Source organism: Streptomyces afghaniensis, from assembly GCF_044327915.1.
In the GTDB taxonomy this organism is placed as follows: Bacteria; Actinomycetota; Actinomycetes; order Streptomycetales; family Streptomycetaceae; genus Streptomyces; species Streptomyces afghaniensis.
In genome coordinates this window covers 655,637-674,231 of the sequence record NZ_JBIRGJ010000006.1, presented here as the reverse complement: position 1 = coordinate 674,231, position 18,595 = coordinate 655,637, and the positions used below count along the sequence as shown (strand labels likewise).

Sequence of the window (18,595 nt, the reverse complement as noted above, 5' to 3'; positions counted from 1 at the left end):
ACTGCGTTGGCTTGAGCCGGTTATCGCCGTTGTGGTTTTTGGCTGTGGGTCTGTGCGGGTTGAGTGTGGTTGGTCGCGCAGTTCCCCGCGCCCCTCAGGGGCATCCCCCCGAGGGGCGTCGCAGAGGCTAGCGCCTGACGTACACCTCCGCCGAGGCCGTTGCGCCCTCGTGCAGGGCGTCGCCCGGCCAGCTGACCGTGTAGGTCACCTCGCGGCGGGTGCGGGGCATGTCGTTGATCGTGAACGTGCCGTCCGCTGCGACGGTCACCGACGACAGCGTGCCCGTGCCGAGCTGGTCCTCGCGTACGACCTTGAGGACGGCCCGCTCGGGCAGCGCCTTGCCCTGGGCGGTGAACGTGCCGGTGATCTCGATGCCGCCGGACATGCTCGCCTCCTCGGGTGCGGTGAGCGCGATCGAGGTGGGCGCCTTGCCGACCGTCACGGTGTGGGTGACGTCGGTGGCCGGACGGTGGGTCAGATCGCCGAGGTACGACACCGTGTACGTGGCCTCGCCGACCAGGCCGGGCTCGTCGAGGACGGTGAAGGTGCCGTCGGCCTTGACGGTGGCGGTACCGAGGTCGTGGGTCCCCTCGGCGTCCGTGCGGGTCGCCTTGACCTTCAGCGGCTCGGCGGGCGCGGGCCCGTCCTGCTCCAGCCTGCCGCGCACGGCCAGCGGCTCGCCCGCCACGGCCTGGGCGGGGCTGTGGGTGAGACCGCCGGTGAAGCGGGTGTCGTACTGGACGGCGGGCGGCTTGATGACGTGCAGCCAGTACTGGCCGCCGGTCGCGTTGGTGGTGACCGCGAACAGCCGGGAGCCGTCCGCCGACCACTCCATGCCGCGCGGCACGACCCGGTCGCCGTCGAGGCTGCCCTCGAAGACGAACTCCAGCGGGGTGGTCGAGTCCCCCGGGTCGGCCGGCTGCACCAGCAGGTCGGGGACGGCACCGGTGGCGGCGGATCCGCGGGCGATGTACTTGCCGTCCCCGCTGAAGGCGACCGCGCTGGCGGTGGCACCGTCGGGCAGGGCCTGGTAGCCGGTGGCCGCGTCGGACAGGTCGCCGGTGTTCAGCAGCCGGGTGCCGGCGGTGGCGTCGGCGACGGCGACCTTGCTGCCGTCGGCTGACAGCGCCAGGTCCTTGAGGTTCAGGGCGCCGTTGCCCGCGCCGTCGGCGAAGCGGCGTGCGGCGTTGCGTACCAGGGCGCCGTTGCCGGTGTCGTACACGGCGAGGAAGGGGTCGCTCGCCTTGGCGTTGAGCGGCTGGCCCATGAGCATGCGGTCCCCGGCGCCGGCCTCCAGCAGCAGATCGCCGTAGTCGTTCCAGCCGGTGTACGCGTACGCGCCGTTCACGATCCCCGCGAGGTGGGTCTCGGAGGTGGCGCACTGGGAGACCGAGGACGCGTACGGAACCGTGAAGTAGAGCTGGCCGCTGGACTGGGCGACCTCGCGGCCGCAGTAGTCGGTGCCGACAGAGGCGACGGTGGTGCGCTGGTAGGTGGTGGTGTCGTAGGCCTCGATGCGGTCGCGCAGCCCCGCGTACAGCTTGCTGCCGTCGGCGCTGACCGCGAGGCCCGAGACGTGGGCCTGGTTGGTGGTGAGGGTCGTGAGGCGCTCGCCCTCGAAGTTGTAGACGGCGATGGTGCCGGAGTTGAGGTAGTAGCCGACGTTGCTGTCCGCCACGAAGACACGCTGGTGGACGTTGTCGACGGCCAGTGCCGAGTACGACGAGATCGGCAGCTTGGTCACGGCGTCGGAGGCCGCCGCGTGTGCCGCGGGCGCGGCGGCGACGGTGAGCCCGGTCCCCGCGAGGATCGCGGCGGACAGCGTGGCCGCGAGCCGTCTGGAACGGTGTGCAGTATTCAACTGTGCCCCCCACAGGCTGTCTTGGGTCTCACCGGGACCGGTGAGACACCTGTAGGGAGCATGAAACAGGCGTGAAGATCCTGTGAGCAAGGGGGCGCGACGTGAACGGCGAAAGGCAGGGGCCCGCACGCCGTTGTGCGAACCCCTGCCTCCCGTGGTGCTGTCACCGCGGCCGGCCGTGACGATGTTGCTGGTCAGGGCACGATCGGAGCCGGCCGCGGCGTCGGTGGAGGGCTGTCTCAGCCCAGGCGCTGCACCAGCGCGCGGTACTCGTCCCACAGTTCCTTGGGCGTGTGCTCGCCGAAGGTGTTGAGGTGCTCGGGGACCAGGGCGGCCTCCTCGCGCCAGACCTCCTTGTCGACCGTGAGCAGGAACTCCAGGTCGGAGTCGGCCAGCTCCAGGCCGCCTGTGTCGAGGGCGTCCTTGGTCGGCAGGATGCCGATCGGCGTCTCGACGCCCTCGGCCTTGCCCTCCAGGCGCTCCACGATCCACTTCAGGACGCGGGAGTTCTCACCGAAGCCCGGCCAGACGAACTTGCCGTCGTCGTCCTTGCGGAACCAGTTGACGTAGTAGATCTTCGGCAGCTTGGACTGGTCCTTGTCCTTGGCCACGTCGATCCAGTGGGCCATGTAGTCGCCCATGTTGTAGCCGCAGAACGGCAGCATCGCGAAGGGGTCACGGCGCAGTTCACCGACCTTGCCCTCGGCGGCGGCGGTCTTCTCGGAGGCCACGTTGGCGCCGAGGAAGACGCCGTGGTTCCAGTCGAAGGACTCCGTCACCAGCGGCACGGCGGTGGCGCGGCGGCCGCCGAAGAGGATCGCCGAGATCGGCACGCCCTTGGGGTCCTCCCACTCGGGCGCGATGATCGGGCACTGGGCGGCGGGGACGGTGAAGCGGGCATTGGGGTGGGCGGCCGGGGTCTCGGACTGCGGCGTCCAGTCGTTGCCCTTCCAGTCGGTGAGGTGGGCCGGGGGCTCCTCGGTCATGCCCTCCCACCAGACGTCACCGTCGTCCGTCAGCGCGACGTTGGTGAAGACCGCGTTGCCCCAGAGCGTCTTCATCGCGTTGGCGTTGGTGTGCTCGCCGGTACCGGGCGCGACACCGAAGAAGCCCGCCTCGGGATTGATGGCGTAGAGCCGGCCGTCCTCGCCGAAGCGCATCCAGGCGATGTCGTCACCGATGGTCTCGACCGTCCAGCCGGGGATGGTCGGCTCCAGCATGGCGAGGTTGGTCTTGCCGCAGGCGCTCGGGAAGGCGGCGGCGACGTACTTGGCCTCGCCGCGCGGCGGGGTCAGCTTCAGCACGAGCATGTGCTCGGCGAGCCAGCCCTCGTCGCGCGCCATCACGGAGGCGATGCGCAGGGCGTAGCACTTCTTGCCGAGCAGGGCGTTGCCGCCGTAGCCGGAGCCGTAGGACCAGATCTCGCGGTCCTCGGGGAAGTGCGAGATGTACTTGGTCGTGTTGCAGGGCCAGGGGACGTCCTCCTGGCCGGGCTCCAGCGGGGCGCCCAGGGTGTGCACGGCCTTGACGAAGAAGCCGTCGGAGCCGAGCTCGTCGAGCACCGCCCGGCCCATGCGCGTCATCGTGCGCATGGAGACGGCGACGTACGCCGAGTCGGTGATCTCGACACCGAGCGCGGACAGCGGCGAGCCGAGCGGGCCCATGCAGAAGGGCACGACGTACATGGTCCGGCCGCGCATCGAGCCGCGGAACAGGCCGCCCTGGCCCCCGGAGCCCTGGAAGATCTCCCGCATCTCGGCGGGGGCCTTCCAGTGGTTGGTCGGGCCCGCGTCCTCCTCCTTCTCGGAGCAGATGAACGTCCGGTCCTCCACTCGGGCGACGTCGGTGGGGTCGGAGGCCGCGTAGTAGGAGTGGGGGCGCTTGATCGGGTCGAGTTTGCGGAAGGTGCCCTTCTGGACGAGCTCCTCGCACAGCCGCTCGTACTCGGCCTCGGATCCGTCACACCAGACCACGTTGTCCGGCTGGGTCAGCTCGGCGATCTCGTTCACCCACGAGATCAGGCCCTTATGGGTGGTGGGGACGGTGGGAGCCGCGATGTCGCGCGCCACGATTGCTCCTAAATGAGGGATTTTTTTGATGTGGAGGCCCCGTGGGGGCTGCGACCCGGATGCTTCAGGTGAAACTTGGCGCTCATCCGGTGCCGACCGCACTCATTTGATCATCCGACGCCTGCGCCCATCTGTCCAGAGGAGCGCACAGGTGAGCAACGTGAGGATCGCCACGGTTTCTCGCGCCCCTTTACATGCACGTTGCGTTCACCTGACCGTCCGTTTGCGTAACCATCCTTCGGCCAGGATGAGAGGATGGCCACTCTTCATCGGCCAATCGACCCGACTGATAGGTCACTTACGGTTCCGTAGCTACCATTCGGCCATGACTGCGTTCGCCCCCGACGCGCCTACGGACTCGCCGGCAGACGGCCGCGGTCCGAGGGCGCTCTCCCTGCCGCACCCGGTCAAGCCCAAGCTGCGCGGCTGGCTGCACCTCGGCATGTTCCCGGCGGTTCTCGTCGCGGGACTGGTGCTGACCGCCCTCGCCGACTCGACCAGAGGGCGCATAGCCTGCGGGATCTTCGCACTGACGGCGTGCCTGCTGTTCGGTGTGAGCGCGCTGTACCACCGGGGCGACTGGAGTCCGCGCATGGACGGCGTGCTGCGCCGCCTGGATCACGCCAACATCTTCCTGATCATCGCGGGCACCTACACGCCGCTGACCATGCTGCTGCTGCCGGGCGCCAAGGGCCAGTGGCTGCTGTGGGGCATCTGGGCCGCGGCGGCGGCCGGCATCGTCTTCCGCGTCTTCTGGGTCGGCGCCCCGCGCTGGCTCTACACGCCGTGCTACATCGCGATGGGCTGGGCGGCCGTCTTCTACCTGCCGGACTTCATGCGGACCGGCGGCATCGCCGTCCTGGTCCTCGTCATCGTCGGCGGCGTGCTCTACAGCGCGGGCGGCGTGATCTACGGGATCAAGCGACCCAACCCGTCACCGCGCTGGTTCGGCTTCCACGAGGTGTTCCACTCCTTCACCCTGGCGGCCTTCATCGCGCACTACGTGGGGATCTCGCTGGTGGCGTACCAGCACGCGTAGCGCCCCTCCCGCCCCTTAAGGCCACGGCTTCCGAGCCGTGGCCTTTGTGCATGCCCGGGCCCGAGGCCGATGCCCGACAATGACCTTCATGACGGCCCCACGCACCACCCCCGCCGACCGACCCCAGCTGGGGCTCCGGGAGCGGAAGAAGATCAAGACCCGGCAGGCGATCCGCACCGCGACCTACGCGCTGATCGAGGAGCAGGGCTACGACGCCACGACGATCGAGCAGATCGCCGACCGGGCCGAGGTGTCGCCGTCGACCGTCTTCCGGTACTTCCCGGCCAAGGAGGACATCGTCGTCACCGACGAGTGGGACCCGGTGATGATGGAGGAGCTGCGGACCCGGCCGCTTGGCGAGTCGTGGGCCGACACCCTCCGGCACGTGATGCGCACGGCCCTCGGCCCGAGCCTCGCCGAGGAACCCGAGGTGACCCGGCTGCGGACGCGGCTCGGGGTCGAGGTCCCCGCCGTGCGCGCCCGCATGATGGAGAGCATGGCTGCCACCGGCCGGCTGCTCCGCCAGGCCCTCGCCGAGCGCTCCGGGCTCGACCCCGACAGCCTGGAGCTGCGGGTCTTCGCCATGTCGGTGATGGGCGGGCTGATGGAGGCCTCCCACTACTGGGCCGAGACCGGCCACCGCGACGACATCAGGGAACTCGTCGACCGCGCCCTGGACGTCCTGGAGCACGGCCTGCCCAGCGGAAAAGCCTGAGGCCGGCGCCCGTCCCCGTGGCATCCTGGCCGGGTGAACGGTCCCGAGATCCACGTCGACTTCGCGTCCGAGCTGCACGTGTTCGTCCCCCAGGCCCGGCGGAACGGCACCGTGCGGGCCGCCACCGACGGCCTCTCCAGCCTCGGCCATGTCATCGAGTCCCTCGGCGTGCCGCTGACCGAGGTGGGCACGCTGCTCGTGGACGGCCGCGAGGTGCCCGTCTCGCACGTCCCGACGGCCGGGGAGGCGGTGACCGTACGGACCGTCGCGCGTCCCCAGCAGGTCCCGGGCGCTCCCCTGCGGTTCCTCCTCGACGTCCACCTCGGCACGCTGGCCCGGCGGCTGCGGCTGCTGGGCGTGGACACGGCGTACGAGTCGACCGACATCGGCGACCCTGCCCTCGCGGCGCGTTCGGCGGCCGAGCAGCGGGTCATGCTGAGCCGCGACCGGGGGCTGCTGCGGCGCCGGGAGCTGTGGGCGGGCGCGTTCGTCTACAGCACGCGTCCCGAGGAGCAGCTCCGGGACGTCCTGGACCGGTTCCGGCCCGAGTTGCTGCCGTGGACGCGGTGCACGGCCTGCAACGGGGTGCTGCGCGAGGCGACCAAGGACGAGGTCGCCGACCAGCTCAAGCACGGCACGCACGCCACGTACGACGTGTTCGCGCAGTGCACGCAGTGCGGGCGGGCGTACTGGAAGGGCGCGCACCACGAGCAGCTGGAAGCGATCGTGGAGCGCGCCCTGGCGGAGTCACGCGGTCAGCGCTGACCCTTCCTCACATCACCCTTGCCGCAGGCGATCCCGTCCCGGTTCCGGTCCAGGCCCAGCGGGTCGTCCTTGCCGTTGACCTTCAGGCGGCCGTAGTCGTTCGCCTTCAGCCAGTCGCAGCGGGACGCCGTCGTCTTCTTCACCTCCGCCGGGAAGTCCGTCGGCACGCACACGTTGATCGAGCCGTAGTGCCGGTCGCAGCCGGAGATCGTCGCGCTGACCTTCTGCGACGTGCGCTTCTTGCCCGGCCCCGCGACCTTGCCCTCGGGCGCGTCCGCGAAGTCGTGGACGTGCGCCGAGGCGTCCGTCGCCTTGAGCGCCTGCGGGCCCTCAAGGTGCACCCACTTGGCGACCGAGGGCACGCCGTTCGCGTCCACCGCGAAGAGCATGTACCAGCCGGGCGGGGCCAGGTTGGGGTTGCTCGTCACGTTCAGGTCGACGTTGTTGCCGTCGACCGACAGCGGCAGGTCCACGAACCGCTGGTTCGGGTCGGAGGAGTGCGTGACGGCGGCCGGGCGGATCAGCTCGGCCTTGGCGATCGGCCGGTCGACGGTGATCCGCTGGGTGTCGCCGTAGTTCCACTCGGTGTCGATGACCGAGGTGATCTGCGGGCGCGGGCCCTTGAACAGATAGGGCGGGCTGTAGACCGACACGTCGTGGTTCCAGGAGCCGTTGCCCGGGTTGTCGCCGGTGGTCATCACGCGGCCGTCGGGCAGCAGGAACGCCGAGGAGTGGTAGCCGCGCGCCTCGGGGTCGACGGCCACCGGGTCGAACGTCTCCGACTCCGGGTCGAAGATCGACGTCTCGTAGACCGGGTTGGCGCGGTTGTGCAGGGCGCCGCCCGTCTCCAGGACCTTGCCGTCGGGCAGGAGCACGGCGGAGACGTACATCTTGCCCTGGCTGCCGGTCTGCGGGACGGGCCCGTTGCCCAGGTCGACCGTGCCCTGCGGGATCGGCGGCCCGGCCACGTACGACGGGTTCGGCTGCTTGAGGTCAATGATGTCGGTCAGGCGGTTCGCCTCCGGGTTGGAGTCGATGTTGCCGCCGCCGAGGGTGAGGACCTTCTGGTCCTGCGCCGGGGGCAGCAGCACGCTGGCCGACTGGTCGCGCTCGTCCTTCTTCTGCAGGCCGGGGACCTGGGTGATGGTGTTGGCGCCGTAGTCGTAGATCGCCGAGCCGGTGCCGGGGATGTTGTTGCCGAAGACGTGGCTGCCCGAGTAGAAGAGGCGGCCGTCCTGCATGAGGATCATCGACGGGTACAGGCCCCAGTACGACCAGGTCTGGTTGACCTTCCACAGCGGCTGCCACTGCTGCTCGGCCTCGGAGAACAGCTCGGCGGCGACCGAGCCGGTGGAGTCCTCGCGCAGTCCGCCGAAGGAGATGACGTCACCGTTGCCGAGGATCGTGGCCGACGGGTACCAGTGGCCGTCGTTCATGTCGTTGGTCTTCGTGTAGCTCTCGGTCTCCGGGTCGAAGATGTACGAGTCCTTGTAGCCCTGGTAGCCGACGCGGCCGTCCGCCGTCGGGTAGCCCTTGTTGCCGCTCATCACCAGCACGCGGCCGTCCTGGAGCTGGACGTGGCCGGCGCAGAACATGTCCTTCGGCGTGGGGATGACCTTGTAGGAGCCGTTCGCCGGGTCGTAGACGGCCGAGGTGAAGGTGCCGGCCTTGAACATCGACTCGTCGTTGCCGGAGCCCGCGATCAGCAGCACCTTGCCGTTGTGGAGGACGACGGAGTGCATGGAGCGGACCGGGTTCCGCGTGGGCAGCACGTCCCACTTGCCGTTGGCGCACTGCGCTGCCGTGCCCGTGCACTGCGGCGGCGGGACCGGGTCGGCGACCTGCTCCATCGTGTAGTCGTCGGTGGTGGCGGAGCCGGTGCCGTAGACGGAGACGCCCCAGGAGATGCGGTCGGTGCCGGCCGGGACCTCGGGGGTGCGGACGGTGGCCTCGGTCCAGGTGCCGGCCATGTCCAGCGTCTTGAGGTCGGTCCAGTACTGCCAGCCGGCCGTCTTGTCGTGCCGGAAGAGGGTGACCGAGGCGTCCGGGGTGGTCGTCTTGTACCAGAGCCCGAGGTCGTACTGCTTGCCCGGCGTCACCACCGGCGCGCACTCGGCGGACTCGGTGATCAGGGCCTTGCGGTCGCCGTCCACACGGCGGGTCAGCTCGACCTTCATGGCCTTGGAGCCGGTGTGCGCGTCGGCCGTGGCGGTGAAGGTGAAGTCGTTGTCGCCCCAGCCGGACTTCTCCCAGCAGTACGGCATGTCACCGGTGCCGGCGGTCTCGAAGCCGGGGTTCCTGATGAGGTTGGCGGCGGAGGCGGGCTGGGGTGCGGTCAGCAGGAGGCCGGCCGTGAGCGCGCCCACGCCGACGAGTGCGGTTCTTCTCCGGTACTTGTTCACACGGCTCTCCTTGCGGTGCGGCCGTCGCGCACGGGCTTCTCACCGGCCCGGCGCGGCAGGTAGACCAGCGCTTCGGTCGCCACGAAGCGCAGGACGAAGGTCGTCACCAGCGCGAGCGCGGTGGCGGACAGCACGCCCAGGTGCAACTGGTGCACGAACAGGGCGATCAACGGGATGCGCAGCACCAGATCGGCGTTGGCGAGCAGCGCGAACCGGCCCGCCCGGTCCCACCAGCGCCGGTGCCGGCGCCGCTCGCGGAACAGCAAGTGCTCGATGAGCACGAAGTTCCAGGCGACGCCGAGCTGGTTGGCGAGGATCTCCGCCGGTACGTAGTGCATGCCGGCGGCGGTCAGCGCCCACAGGCCGAGCAGGTTCGGCAGGAAGCCGGTGAGCCCGATCAGGCCGAAGCCGACCATGCGCGCGACCGGCGAGGCGGCGCGCAGCCCGGCCAGATGGCGCAGGAACCGCAGGCCCTCCTGGGCGGTCGACTTGGACTCCCCGGCGAACCGGTCCTGGAAGACGAAGGGCACCTCGGTGACCCGGCGCGGGCGGCTGCGGACGGCGAGTTCGAGGAGGATCTTGTAGCCGAGCGGCTGGAGCACCTCGGCCGTGACCGCGCTGCGGCGGATCGCGAAGAAGCCGCTCATCGGGTCGCTGATGCCGTGCAGCCGGCGCGGGAACAGTGCCTTGGTCAGCCAGGTCGCCCCGCGCGAGACGGCCACCCGGTAGCTGCCCGCGAGCCCGGCCCGGCTGCCGCCCTTGATGTACCGGGAGGCGACGACGAGCCCGGCGTTCGCCCGCTCGCCCGTGGCGACCAGGTCGGGCACGAGGGACGGCGGGTGCTGGCAGTCGCCGTCCATGACGACGATCCAGTCGGACGTGGCCGCCTTCAGTCCCTCGACGACCGCGCCGCCGAGCCCGCCCACCGGCTCCTGCCGGTGCAGGACGGTCACCGGGAACGGGCAGTCCTGCGCCGCCTCCTCGATGACCTCGGGCGTGTCGTCGGTGGAGTCGTCCACGAAGAGGACCTCGCAGGGCAGCCGGGCCGGTACGGCCTCGGTGATCTGGTGCAGCAACTGCCGTACGTTGGCCGACTCGTTGAACGTCGGTACGACGATGGTGACGGCGCCCGGCTCGGGTATCTCGGCGGTCTCGACGACCTCTCCGGGGACGGTGGACTCCTGGCTCATCGCGCGCCTCCGGCGGACGTCTGGATCTGGCGGATCTCGATGCGGTCCTCGCCGGTGCCGAAGGTGGCGACCGGGTCCGAGTGCTTCATGGCGGCCTTGACGTTGGGCAGGTCGGCCGCGTCGCGCCGCACGGTCGGCGAGGCGACGACGTAGTCCAGGTCCTTCCAGCCGCGCGGCATCGTCTTCGTCACCGCCGGGTCGAGGTCGGCCTTGTAGAACCAGATGACGCCGAGGCCCGGCCGGTAGCCCTGGTGCACGAGGTCGAGCCAGAGGGCGTCGTCGACCAGGACGCGGGTGCGCTCCGGGTCCTCGACCTCGGTGGCCAGCCACTTGGACGCGGCCTTGTAGGGGGCGTTGGCGTCGGTGGTGACGGCGGTGCGGGCGCCGTCGTACCAGTGCGGTACGACGTAGGCGCCGGCGGCGAGGGCGAGGACCGTGGCGAGCGCGTACCGGCCCACTCTGACGTACCGTTTCTCCGCCTCGGAGCGCCAGCGGCTCAGCACCGCGTGGGCGACGGAGGCGGTTCCTCCGGCGAGGACCAGCGCGAGGAACGGCAGGGCCTGGATGACGTACATCGCGGGCAGGTAGCCGTTGGGGCGCAGGGCCAGCGCGGCGAAGATCGCGACGGCCAGGGCGGGTCCGGCCAGGGCGCGGGCGGTGACGGACCAGCGCCAGGTGACGAGGAGCAGCAGGGCGCCCGCGAGGCCGCCGAGCGGCAGGATCTTGTCGTAGTACAGCCACGACTGGAGCACGCCCCAGGAGCCGGAGCCCTGGTCCAGGATGAAGCCCGAACCGGGCCTGGTCATCTGGTACTTGACGCCGTCCCAGAGGGAGACGTGCCCGCTGCCCGGCAGCAGTTCGCCCTTGAGCAGGGCGAACAGGGGGTAGGAGAAGCCGATCAGGGCGCAGGCCGTGACGGCTCCGGTGAGGGCGAACTTGCGGGTGTCCTTGTGGCTGTGCCGCCACATGGTGAGGAACAGGGCGGGCAGGACGATGAGCATCGTCTCTTTGGTGAGGACGGCCGTGGCGGCCGCGATCCCCGCCCCGAAGTGGTGCCAGAGGTGGCGGCTCGGGGAGGCGGCCAGGGTGAAGGCCAGCAGCGTCCACATCACCGCGAGGTTGTCGAGGAAGATCTCCCGCTGGAGGACGACCGCCAGTGGCGAGAGGCCGAAGAACACCATGCCCAGCCCGGCCGCCCAGCGGGGCAGGGCGAGGCGGCGGCCCAGGACGTAGACGAGGACCGCGCTGATGCCGCTGATCACCAGCATCGCGGCCCGCATGGTGCCCACCGTCATCGACTCGGGGCTGATCAGCGCCGGGATCCAGGTCAGCACGGCGATCTGGATCCAGCCCAGCGGCGGGTGGTCGTACCAGTAGGTGTAGTGGGCCAGGCCGTTGCCCTGCTGGACCGACCAGGCCTGGGCGAGGTAGGTGCCCTCGTCGTCGCTGAGGGCCGGGTAGTCGGCGATGTTCCAGCCCTGCACGACGAGGATCGCCACGAGCAGGACGCCGCACAGGAGCAGGTCGGACCGGGAGGAGCGCAGCCGGCTCGGCGGCTCCGGTCGCCGGTGGGCACCGGTGCGGGGCGCAGGCTGCCGCTGCGCGGGGACCTTCGCAGTGGTCACCGCGGGAAGGGTGGAGGTCACGCGGGAACGTCCTCTCGGGTCTCATGGCTGGCTTCGACCCGGGTGAGGTGCGCGCCGACGTGCGTGGTCAGCTCCCAGTCGTTGCGGCCGCGCTGCTCCCGATAGACGGCACGGACGGCCGCCCCGGCGAGCAGGACCTGGTAGAAGGGGCCGCCCACGATCAGCTTCAGGTAGTGCGCGAACCGCACGCGCAGCCCGTACTGCTTGCCGAAGTCGTGCAGTCCGACGATCTCGAAGACGAAGGTGACCAGGGCGGTGACGGCAGGCAGGAAGGTGATGAAGGCGATGGCGACCGGTACGTCCAGGAACAGCGCGACCGCCACGTTCAGCGGGATGATCAGGCCGGTGAAGGCCTGCATGAACGGCGTCATCAGGGTGTAGCGGGCGAGCAGCCGCTGCCCGAGAGTGGGCAGTTGCTTCCAGTCCTTCTTCCGGTACACCTGGAGGAACCCCTGGTTCCAGCGGGTGCGCTGCTTCAGCAGGGACATCAGCGAACCCGGGGTCTCCTCCCGGGTCACCATGTCGGAGTCGTAGGCGACGACGACCTTCTTGCCGACGCTGGACAGGCGCACGCCCAGGTCGCAGTCCTCGGCGAGGCAGTTCGGGTCCCAGCCGTCGGCTTCCCTGAGGACGTCCGTGCGGACGAAGACCGTGTTGCCGCCGAGCGGAATGAAACCTTTCTGCGCGTGCAGGTGGAGCCGCGAGCGGAACCAGAAGAAGTACTCCAGGCAGTTGCGCAGGCTGTACCAGCTGGAGTGGAAGTTGATCAGCTGCACCCCGCCCTGGACGACGTCCGCGCCGGTGGTGCGGAAGGCGTGGTCGACGTGGGCGAGGAGCTCGGGGTGGACCTGGTCCTCCGCGTCGAAGACGCCGACGACGTCGCCGCGGCAGTGCGGCAGTGCCGTGTTCATGGCCTTCGGCTTGTTCTTCTTCTCGTGGCGGTCGACGACGACCCGGACCCGGGGATCACGCGCGGCGGCCTGCTCGGCCACTGCGGTGGTCTCCGGGTCGTCGTGCCCGACGATCACGATGATCTCGAAGTCGGTGTGGCTCGACTCCAGCAGCCGCTGGATCGTGTGGTCCAGCACCGCCTGTTCGTGCCGCGCGGGCAGCAGCAGCGAGAACGAGACGTGCTCGTTCCCGTCCGGACTGCTGAACCGCGTGGAGGCGAGCACTTCCGGCGTACGCCAGGCGTGCATCTGCCACCACAGGGTGAAAGCCGCCATCCAGAACAGGGCCAGTGAAACGGCAGCGATGAAGACAGACGTGAACAAACAGATCCCCCCAGATCCCAGAACCCCCCGCCGTGACGGCTCACCTCATCCGTCACGGCACTGTGCAGAGATTAGGGGGGAACTGTGAAGTCCGGAGGCTGTTCAGATAAAGAGTGTGTTTCCGTTGATTCCCGACTTCAGTCGATCAACGCCGCTCGCAACCTCTCAACTTCGGTCGTCGGGGCGTCACATGTGAAGTTACGGCAGACGTACGCGGCTGGTTCACCGCGGACCAGCGGACGGTCCGCGAGCAGCGGAAACTCGTCGCTCTCCGGGGCGCCGACAGCGACGACCGCGCCGGGCGCGGTGCCCAGAAGTGCCGTGCGGTGCAAGGTCCTCGTCCCCTCGTGATCGAGCGACGGTCCCACGACCGCGACCTCGCGCGGCCCGTCCAGCGCGGCCTCGGCGGCGGCGAGCCCCCAGCCGATGAAGCGCGGCACGCGCGGCCCGAGCGCCTTGACGACGCCGAGGGCCTTCTCCGCGGCCGTGCGGTGGGGCTCCGACCCGGTGTGCGCGGCGTAGCTCAGCAGGGCGCCCGCCGCCGCGGTCCAGCCGGACGGGGCGGCGTTGTCGGTCGGGTCCTGCGGGCGGCGGATCAGTCGCTCGGCGTCGGCGGCCGTGTCGAACAGGGCGCCCGACTCCTCGTCGGTGAAGCGGGCCAGGACGTGGTCGAGGAGGAACCCGGCGAACTCCAGCCAGACGCCCTCCCCCGTGACGGACGCCAGGGCGAGGAAGCCCTCCGCCACATCGGCGTAGTCCTCCAGCACGCCCGCGTTGGCGCCGGCGTGGCCGTCCTTGCTGGTGCGGGTCAGCCGGGCCTGCTCGTCGAGGTGCAGCCGGACGAGGAGGTCGGCGGCGGCGAGGGCGGCCTCGACGAGGTCGGGCCGGTCGAAGTAGGCGCCGGTCTCGGCGAGGGCGGCGATCGCGAGCCCGTTCCAGGCGGCGACGACCTTGTCGTCCCGGCCCGGGGCGGGACGCCCGGCCCGCTCCGCCAGCAGGCGCTCCCGGATGGAGGCGATCTTCGCGGCGTCGAACAGGCCGTCCTGCTGCGGCAGCTGGAGGACGGACTGACCGTGCTCGAACGTGCCTTCCTCGGTCACCCCGAAGTACTGGACCGCAAGCTCGGCGTCCTGCTCGCCGAGCACCTCGCGCAACTGCCCGGGCGTCCACACGTAGTACGCGCCCTCGACGTGCCTGCCGGTTCCGTCGTCGCTGTCCGCGTCCAGCGCGGAGGCGAACCCGCCCTCGGCGGTGCGCAGTTCGCGCACCATGAAGTCGGCCGTCTCCAGCGCCACCCGGCGGGCCAGCTCCGAGCCGGTGGCGCGCCACAGGTGGGCGTAGACCCGGCACAGCAGGGCGTTGTCGTACAGCATCTTCTCGAAGTGCGGCACGATCCAGTCGCGGTCGACGGAGTAGCGGGCGAAGCCGCCGCCGAGCTGGTCGTAGATGCCGCCCCGGGCCATGCGCTCACAGGTGTCCTGCGCCATCTGGAGAGCACCCTCGGCACCGGTGCGCGCATGATGCCGCAGCAGGAACTCCAGCACCATGGACGGCGGGAACTTCGGCGCCCCGCCGAATCCGCCGCGCTGCGGGTCGTACTCGCGGGTGAGCGCGAGCAGCGCCTGCGCGAGCTCCTGCTCGCCGGGCGTCTGCGCGTCACCGTAGGAGATCTCCCGCCCGGCCAGGTCGCGGACGATCTTCCCGGCGACCTCGGTGACCTCGTCCCGCCGCTCCTCCCATGCCTGGTGGACGCCCTGGAGCACCTGCCGGAAGGACGGCATGCCCTGGCGCGGGGCGGGCGGGAAGTACGTGCCGAAGTAGAACGGCTCGGCGTCCGGGGTGAGGAAGACCGTCATGGGCCAGCCGCCCTGGCCGGTCGCCGCCTGCACGGCCTCCATGTAGACCGCGTCGACGTCGGGTCGCTCCTCACGGTCCACCTTCACGCTCACGAAGTGCGCGTTGAGGTACTCGGCGGTCTGCTGGTCCTCGAAGGACTCGTGCGCCATGACGTGACACCAGTGACAGCTGCTGTAGCCGATGCTGAGCAGCACGGGCACGTTCCGCTTGCGGGCCTCCTCGAAGGCCTCCGCCGACCAGGGCCACCAGTCCACGGGGTTGTCGGCGTGCTGCAGGAGGTAGGGGGACGTCTCGTGCGCCAGTCGGTTCGGCATGGTTCCCATCCTGCCGCAGTACCCCGCCCGGCACGCGTCAGGCGCCGCACGGGCGCCGCCCGGGACGCACACCCGACGGACGCGCGGCGCCTCAACCCGCCCGCGTCTTCACATAATCGGGCCGGGCACGCCCCCTCGCCCCGATGCGCCGTCGGCAGCACACTTGACCAAGGAAACAACCGGTACGACGACCCAGGTGCGCCGGTGCCGCCGGAGGGGGACGTGACATGCGGGACAGTCATCGGGCGGAAGCCGAGCGGCTGTTGGCACGGGCCGTGGAGGAGGAGGTGCGCCGGACGGGCGGGCGCACGGACGGGAAAGTGCTGCTCGCGCGGGCGCGCGGGGCGCTCGACGCGATGGCGCAGAGCGCTGCCGAGGAGTACGAGGCCTACACGCGCGCCCTGGACGAGGCGGCGGCCGGGCAGCTCACCTTCGGGCAGCGCTACGCCCGGGAGGGAGCCGGGACCCCGCTGCTGGTGGCCGGGGTCGCGGCGGTCGCGGCCGTGGTCGCGGACATGGCCCTCGGCACGGACACCGGGACGGCGCTGGGCGCGGGCGTGACCGTGGGTGTCGTGGGCGCCGCGGCGACCGTCGTGAAGGTGGTCGGCTCGCACCTGCCGGCCGCGCACCACCGGGCCGGGGCCGCGAGCCAGCCGGGCGGGCCCGAACAGCTGCGGCTGCAGTGGCTGACGGCACTGGAGGTGCGGGGCATCCGGCCGTTCCTGGACCAGCAGCGGGTGCTCGCCGCCTCCACGGGGCCGAAGAAGACCGGGCCGCGGCTGCGGGGCGCCGACAAGAGCGCGGCGGCGCGCGGGCGCAACGTGCTGGAGCAGTCCTTCGCGCAGCTCCCGGAACCGGCGGAGCCGTTCGCGGGGCGCCGGCACGAGCTGGCGCAGATCCGGCAGTGGGTGCAGGCGGCCCGGGCGAGCACGGAGACCCAGCCGACCGTGGTCGTCCTGCACGGCACGCCCGGCAGCGGCCGTACGGCCCTCGCGGTGCACGCCACGCACGATCTGAAGGACTACTTCCGCGGCGCCTGCGTCGTCGACCTGCGCGCCGAGGGCCGGGGCGAGTCCCCGCTGTCCACCCGCGACGCCCTGCTGCATCTGCTCAACCGGCTCGGCGCGCCCCGCGAGCAACTGCTGTTCCGGGAGCGCTCCTCCCCCGACCAGCAGGTCAAGCGGCTGAGCGAGCTGTACCACCAGCATCTGACCGGCCTGCCGGTCACGGTCGTCCTGGACGACGCCTCGGACGCCGGGCAGGTCCGCGCCCTGGTCCCGGAGCGGTCCGACAGCCTGGTGCTGGTGACCGCGCGGGGCCCGCTGGAGCTGGGCGAGCTGCCCGCGCGGGTGCACCAGCTGCCCGTGGCGCCGCTGGACGCGGCGGGTGCGGAGGAACTCCTGGGCGCGGCGGCCCAGGACCGTTCAGGGCCCTACGACGCCGAGTCCGCCGACCGGGTCCGGGAGCTGTGCGGCGGGCTGCCGCTGGCGCTGCGCATCGCCGGCTCGTGCCTCGGCCCGCGCTCCCCGCGCGCGCTGGCCACGGACCTCGGCGCGTACGGCCCGGTCGATCCCGTCGAACGCGCCCTGTGGCTGCGCTACACCGACCAGCCGGAGCCCGTACGGCGGCTGCTGCGCCGCCTGGCCCTGGCCGGCCGGGCCTCGCTGGGCGCCGCCGCGGCCGCCGCGCTGCTGGCCACCGACGAGGCGGAGGCCACACGTCACCTCCAGGCCCTGACCCGCGCGGGCCTGATCGACCACGTCCGGGGCGACCGCTACCGGCTGCACGACCTGGTCCGCGCCTTCGCCCAGGCCCGGCTCCTCGACGAGGAGGAACCGGCCGAGCGCACGGCGGCGCAGGAACGGCTGATCGTGAACTACGCCGAGCTGGCCGACTCGGTGCTGCGCATGGTCGACGGCAACATGTCGACCCGCACGAACCGCTTCAGCCCGTACGGCTTCCCCTCCCTCGACGAGGCGCTGCGCTGGCTGGACGACGAGTCGAGCTTCATCACGGCGGCGCTGCGGCACGCCGAGGGCGTGAACCAGGCGTCGGTCCTGAACCTCCTGGGCGCCCTGTGCGACTACTGCCTGCTGCGCGGCGACCTCTACCGACTGGGCGAGATCAGCGAGCTGGCCCAGGCGGTGGACGAGGGCCTGCTGGTCCGCTCGGTGCAGTGGCGCACCGGCATCGCGGCACGGCAGCTCGGTGAACTGGACAAGGCGCGTACGACCCTCACCTCGGTCGTCGACCTGTACCGGGAGGCCCATCACGACGCGGGTGCCGCCCGGGCCCTGTGCTCCCTCGGCATCACCCTGCACCACCAGGGCAATCTGACGGAGGCGTCGGCGAAGCTCCGCGAGGCCCTCGCCCTGCAGTCCTCCCCCGAGCTGGCGACGGACCGGGCGTGGACGATGCACGCCCTGGCGGCGGTGGAGCGGGACCGGGCCCGGGTGGCGGAGGCGCTGGACCTGCTGACCGAGTCGCTGGTGCTGCACCGGCGGGGCGAGTCCGTGCACGGCCAGGCCTGGGCCCACTTCCAGCTCGGCCAGCTCGGCCTGCGCATGGGCGACGTCCCGCGCGCCGAGGCCGAGCTGCGCGCGGCCCTGGAGCTGTACGGCCGCACCCGTGACGCCCGCGGCGAAGCCTGGGCCCTGACCCAGCTGGCCCGGGCGCTGCTGGTCGCCGGTGACGCGTCCCCGGCCGTGGAGGAACTGCGCGGGGCCGCCGCCCGGCACCGCGAGAACGAGGACGCGCGCGGCGAGGCGTGGACGCTGTACTACCTCGGCCAGGCCCTGGAGGAGACGGGCAACCTGGACCAGGCGGTCCGCGAACTGGAACGCTCCCGCACGATGTTCTCCCGCATGCGGGACGTCTACGGCCTGGCCTGCGCCCGCCACCACTCGGCCCGCGTCACCCGCGACCAGCGCGCGGCCCAGACGGGCTCCCTGCGCAACTCCGGCTTCGCCCGTCAGCTCCTGGTGGACGCCCGCGCCGACTTCCAGCGCATCGGCGTCGCCCACGGCGAGGCGTGGACCTGCCTGGAACTGGCGGTGGTGGACGCGGGCAACGCCCGCACCCAGCAGGCCCTGGCGCTGTGCGACGAGGCGGCGGACCTCTTCACGTCGTACGGGGACCGCCGGGGCGAGGACTGGGCCCGCTTCCTGCGCTGCACGCTGCTGCCGTACGCGGCCCCCGGCGGCATGGAGGTCGGCACGGCCGTGGCCCAGGAGGAACTGGCCCAGCTGTCCCGCGCGAGCCATCCACTGCGCGACCAGAAGCTCGACGATTACCTCGACGCATACGCCCTGCTGCTGGAACGCGGCGTGACCCTGGAGGCGGGCTGGCAGGCCTGGCGCCTGGGCATGGTGCCGAACCGGCATGCGCGGGAGGTGATGGGCGTGGCCGTGGAGTCGAAGGCGTAGGGACGCCCGGTGGGCGCGCGACGCACCCGCCGGCGGCG

11 protein-coding genes are annotated in these 18,595 nt (G+C 71.3%); 4 read left to right on the top strand and 7 right to left on the bottom strand.

The window, feature by feature from the left end; translation table 11 throughout:
* Positions 1–127 precede the first annotated feature (127 nt).
* Together ACH4G3_RS25570 and ACH4G3_RS25565 are read right to left on the bottom strand one after the other, a co-directional pair.
* Entirely contained in the window at positions 128–1,861 is a 1,734-nt protein-coding gene (locus tag ACH4G3_RS25570; RefSeq protein ID WP_397626674.1) for a WD40 repeat domain-containing protein, read from the bottom strand.
* 239 nt (positions 1,862–2,100) lie between these two features.
* A complete protein-coding gene (locus ACH4G3_RS25565; RefSeq protein WP_397626673.1) occupies positions 2,101–3,930 on the bottom strand; it encodes a phosphoenolpyruvate carboxykinase (GTP) in 1,830 nt (609 codons plus the stop codon).
* 325 nt (positions 3,931–4,255) lie between these two features.
* Here ACH4G3_RS25565 and trhA point away from each other — a divergent pair, with 325 nt between their 5' ends.
* The 3 genes from trhA to ACH4G3_RS25550 all read left to right on the top strand — a co-directional run bounded on the left by trhA (position 4,256) and on the right by ACH4G3_RS25550 (position 6,449).
* Complete coding sequence (gene trhA / locus ACH4G3_RS25560; RefSeq protein WP_397626672.1) at positions 4,256–4,969, top strand: PAQR family membrane homeostasis protein TrhA; 714 nt, start codon at positions 4,256–4,258, stop codon at positions 4,967–4,969.
* Between the two features lie 88 nt (positions 4,970–5,057).
* The gene (locus tag ACH4G3_RS25555) at positions 5,058–5,684 is read left to right on the top strand and encodes a TetR/AcrR family transcriptional regulator (RefSeq protein ID WP_397626671.1); all 627 of its coding nucleotides are present in this window, start codon (positions 5,058–5,060) and stop codon (positions 5,682–5,684) included.
* A gap of 33 nt (positions 5,685–5,717) precedes the next feature.
* Entirely contained in the window at positions 5,718–6,449 is a 732-nt protein-coding gene (locus ACH4G3_RS25550; RefSeq protein WP_397626670.1) for a Mut7-C RNAse domain-containing protein, read from the top strand.
* On the opposite strand, the gene ACH4G3_RS25545 is transcribed toward ACH4G3_RS25550, so the two are convergent.
* The 5 genes from ACH4G3_RS25545 to ACH4G3_RS25525 all read right to left on the bottom strand — a co-directional run bounded on the left by ACH4G3_RS25545 (position 6,440) and on the right by ACH4G3_RS25525 (position 15,132).
* A complete protein-coding gene (locus ACH4G3_RS25545) occupies positions 6,440–8,851 on the bottom strand; it encodes a galactose oxidase family protein (RefSeq protein ID WP_397626669.1) in 2,412 nt (803 codons plus the stop codon). The genes ACH4G3_RS25550 and ACH4G3_RS25545 overlap by 10 nt on opposite strands.
* On the bottom strand, positions 8,848–10,041 hold the full coding sequence (locus tag ACH4G3_RS25540) for a glycosyltransferase (protein WP_397626668.1): 1,194 nt from the start codon (positions 10,039–10,041) through the stop codon (positions 8,848–8,850). Before ACH4G3_RS25540 ends, ACH4G3_RS25545 begins: the two co-directional genes overlap by 4 nt.
* On the bottom strand, positions 10,038–11,687 hold the full coding sequence (locus tag ACH4G3_RS25535) for an ArnT family glycosyltransferase (RefSeq protein ID WP_397626667.1): 1,650 nt from the start codon (positions 11,685–11,687) through the stop codon (positions 10,038–10,040). Before ACH4G3_RS25535 ends, ACH4G3_RS25540 begins: the two co-directional genes overlap by 4 nt.
* Positions 11,684–12,961, bottom strand: a complete 1,278-nt coding sequence (locus ACH4G3_RS25530; RefSeq protein WP_397626666.1) for a glycosyltransferase — start codon at positions 12,959–12,961, stop codon at positions 11,684–11,686. Before ACH4G3_RS25530 ends, ACH4G3_RS25535 begins: the two co-directional genes overlap by 4 nt.
* Positions 12,962–13,098: 137 nt before the next feature.
* Positions 13,099–15,132 (bottom strand): thioredoxin domain-containing protein, encoded by a 2,034-nt coding sequence (locus tag ACH4G3_RS25525; protein WP_397626665.1) that lies wholly within the window; start codon positions 15,130–15,132, stop codon positions 13,099–13,101.
* 227 nt (positions 15,133–15,359) lie between these two features.
* Here ACH4G3_RS25525 and ACH4G3_RS25520 point away from each other — a divergent pair, with 227 nt between their 5' ends.
* Positions 15,360–18,557 (top strand): tetratricopeptide repeat protein, encoded by a 3,198-nt coding sequence (locus tag ACH4G3_RS25520; RefSeq protein WP_397626664.1) that lies wholly within the window; start codon positions 15,360–15,362, stop codon positions 18,555–18,557.
* Positions 18,558–18,595 lie beyond the last annotated feature (38 nt).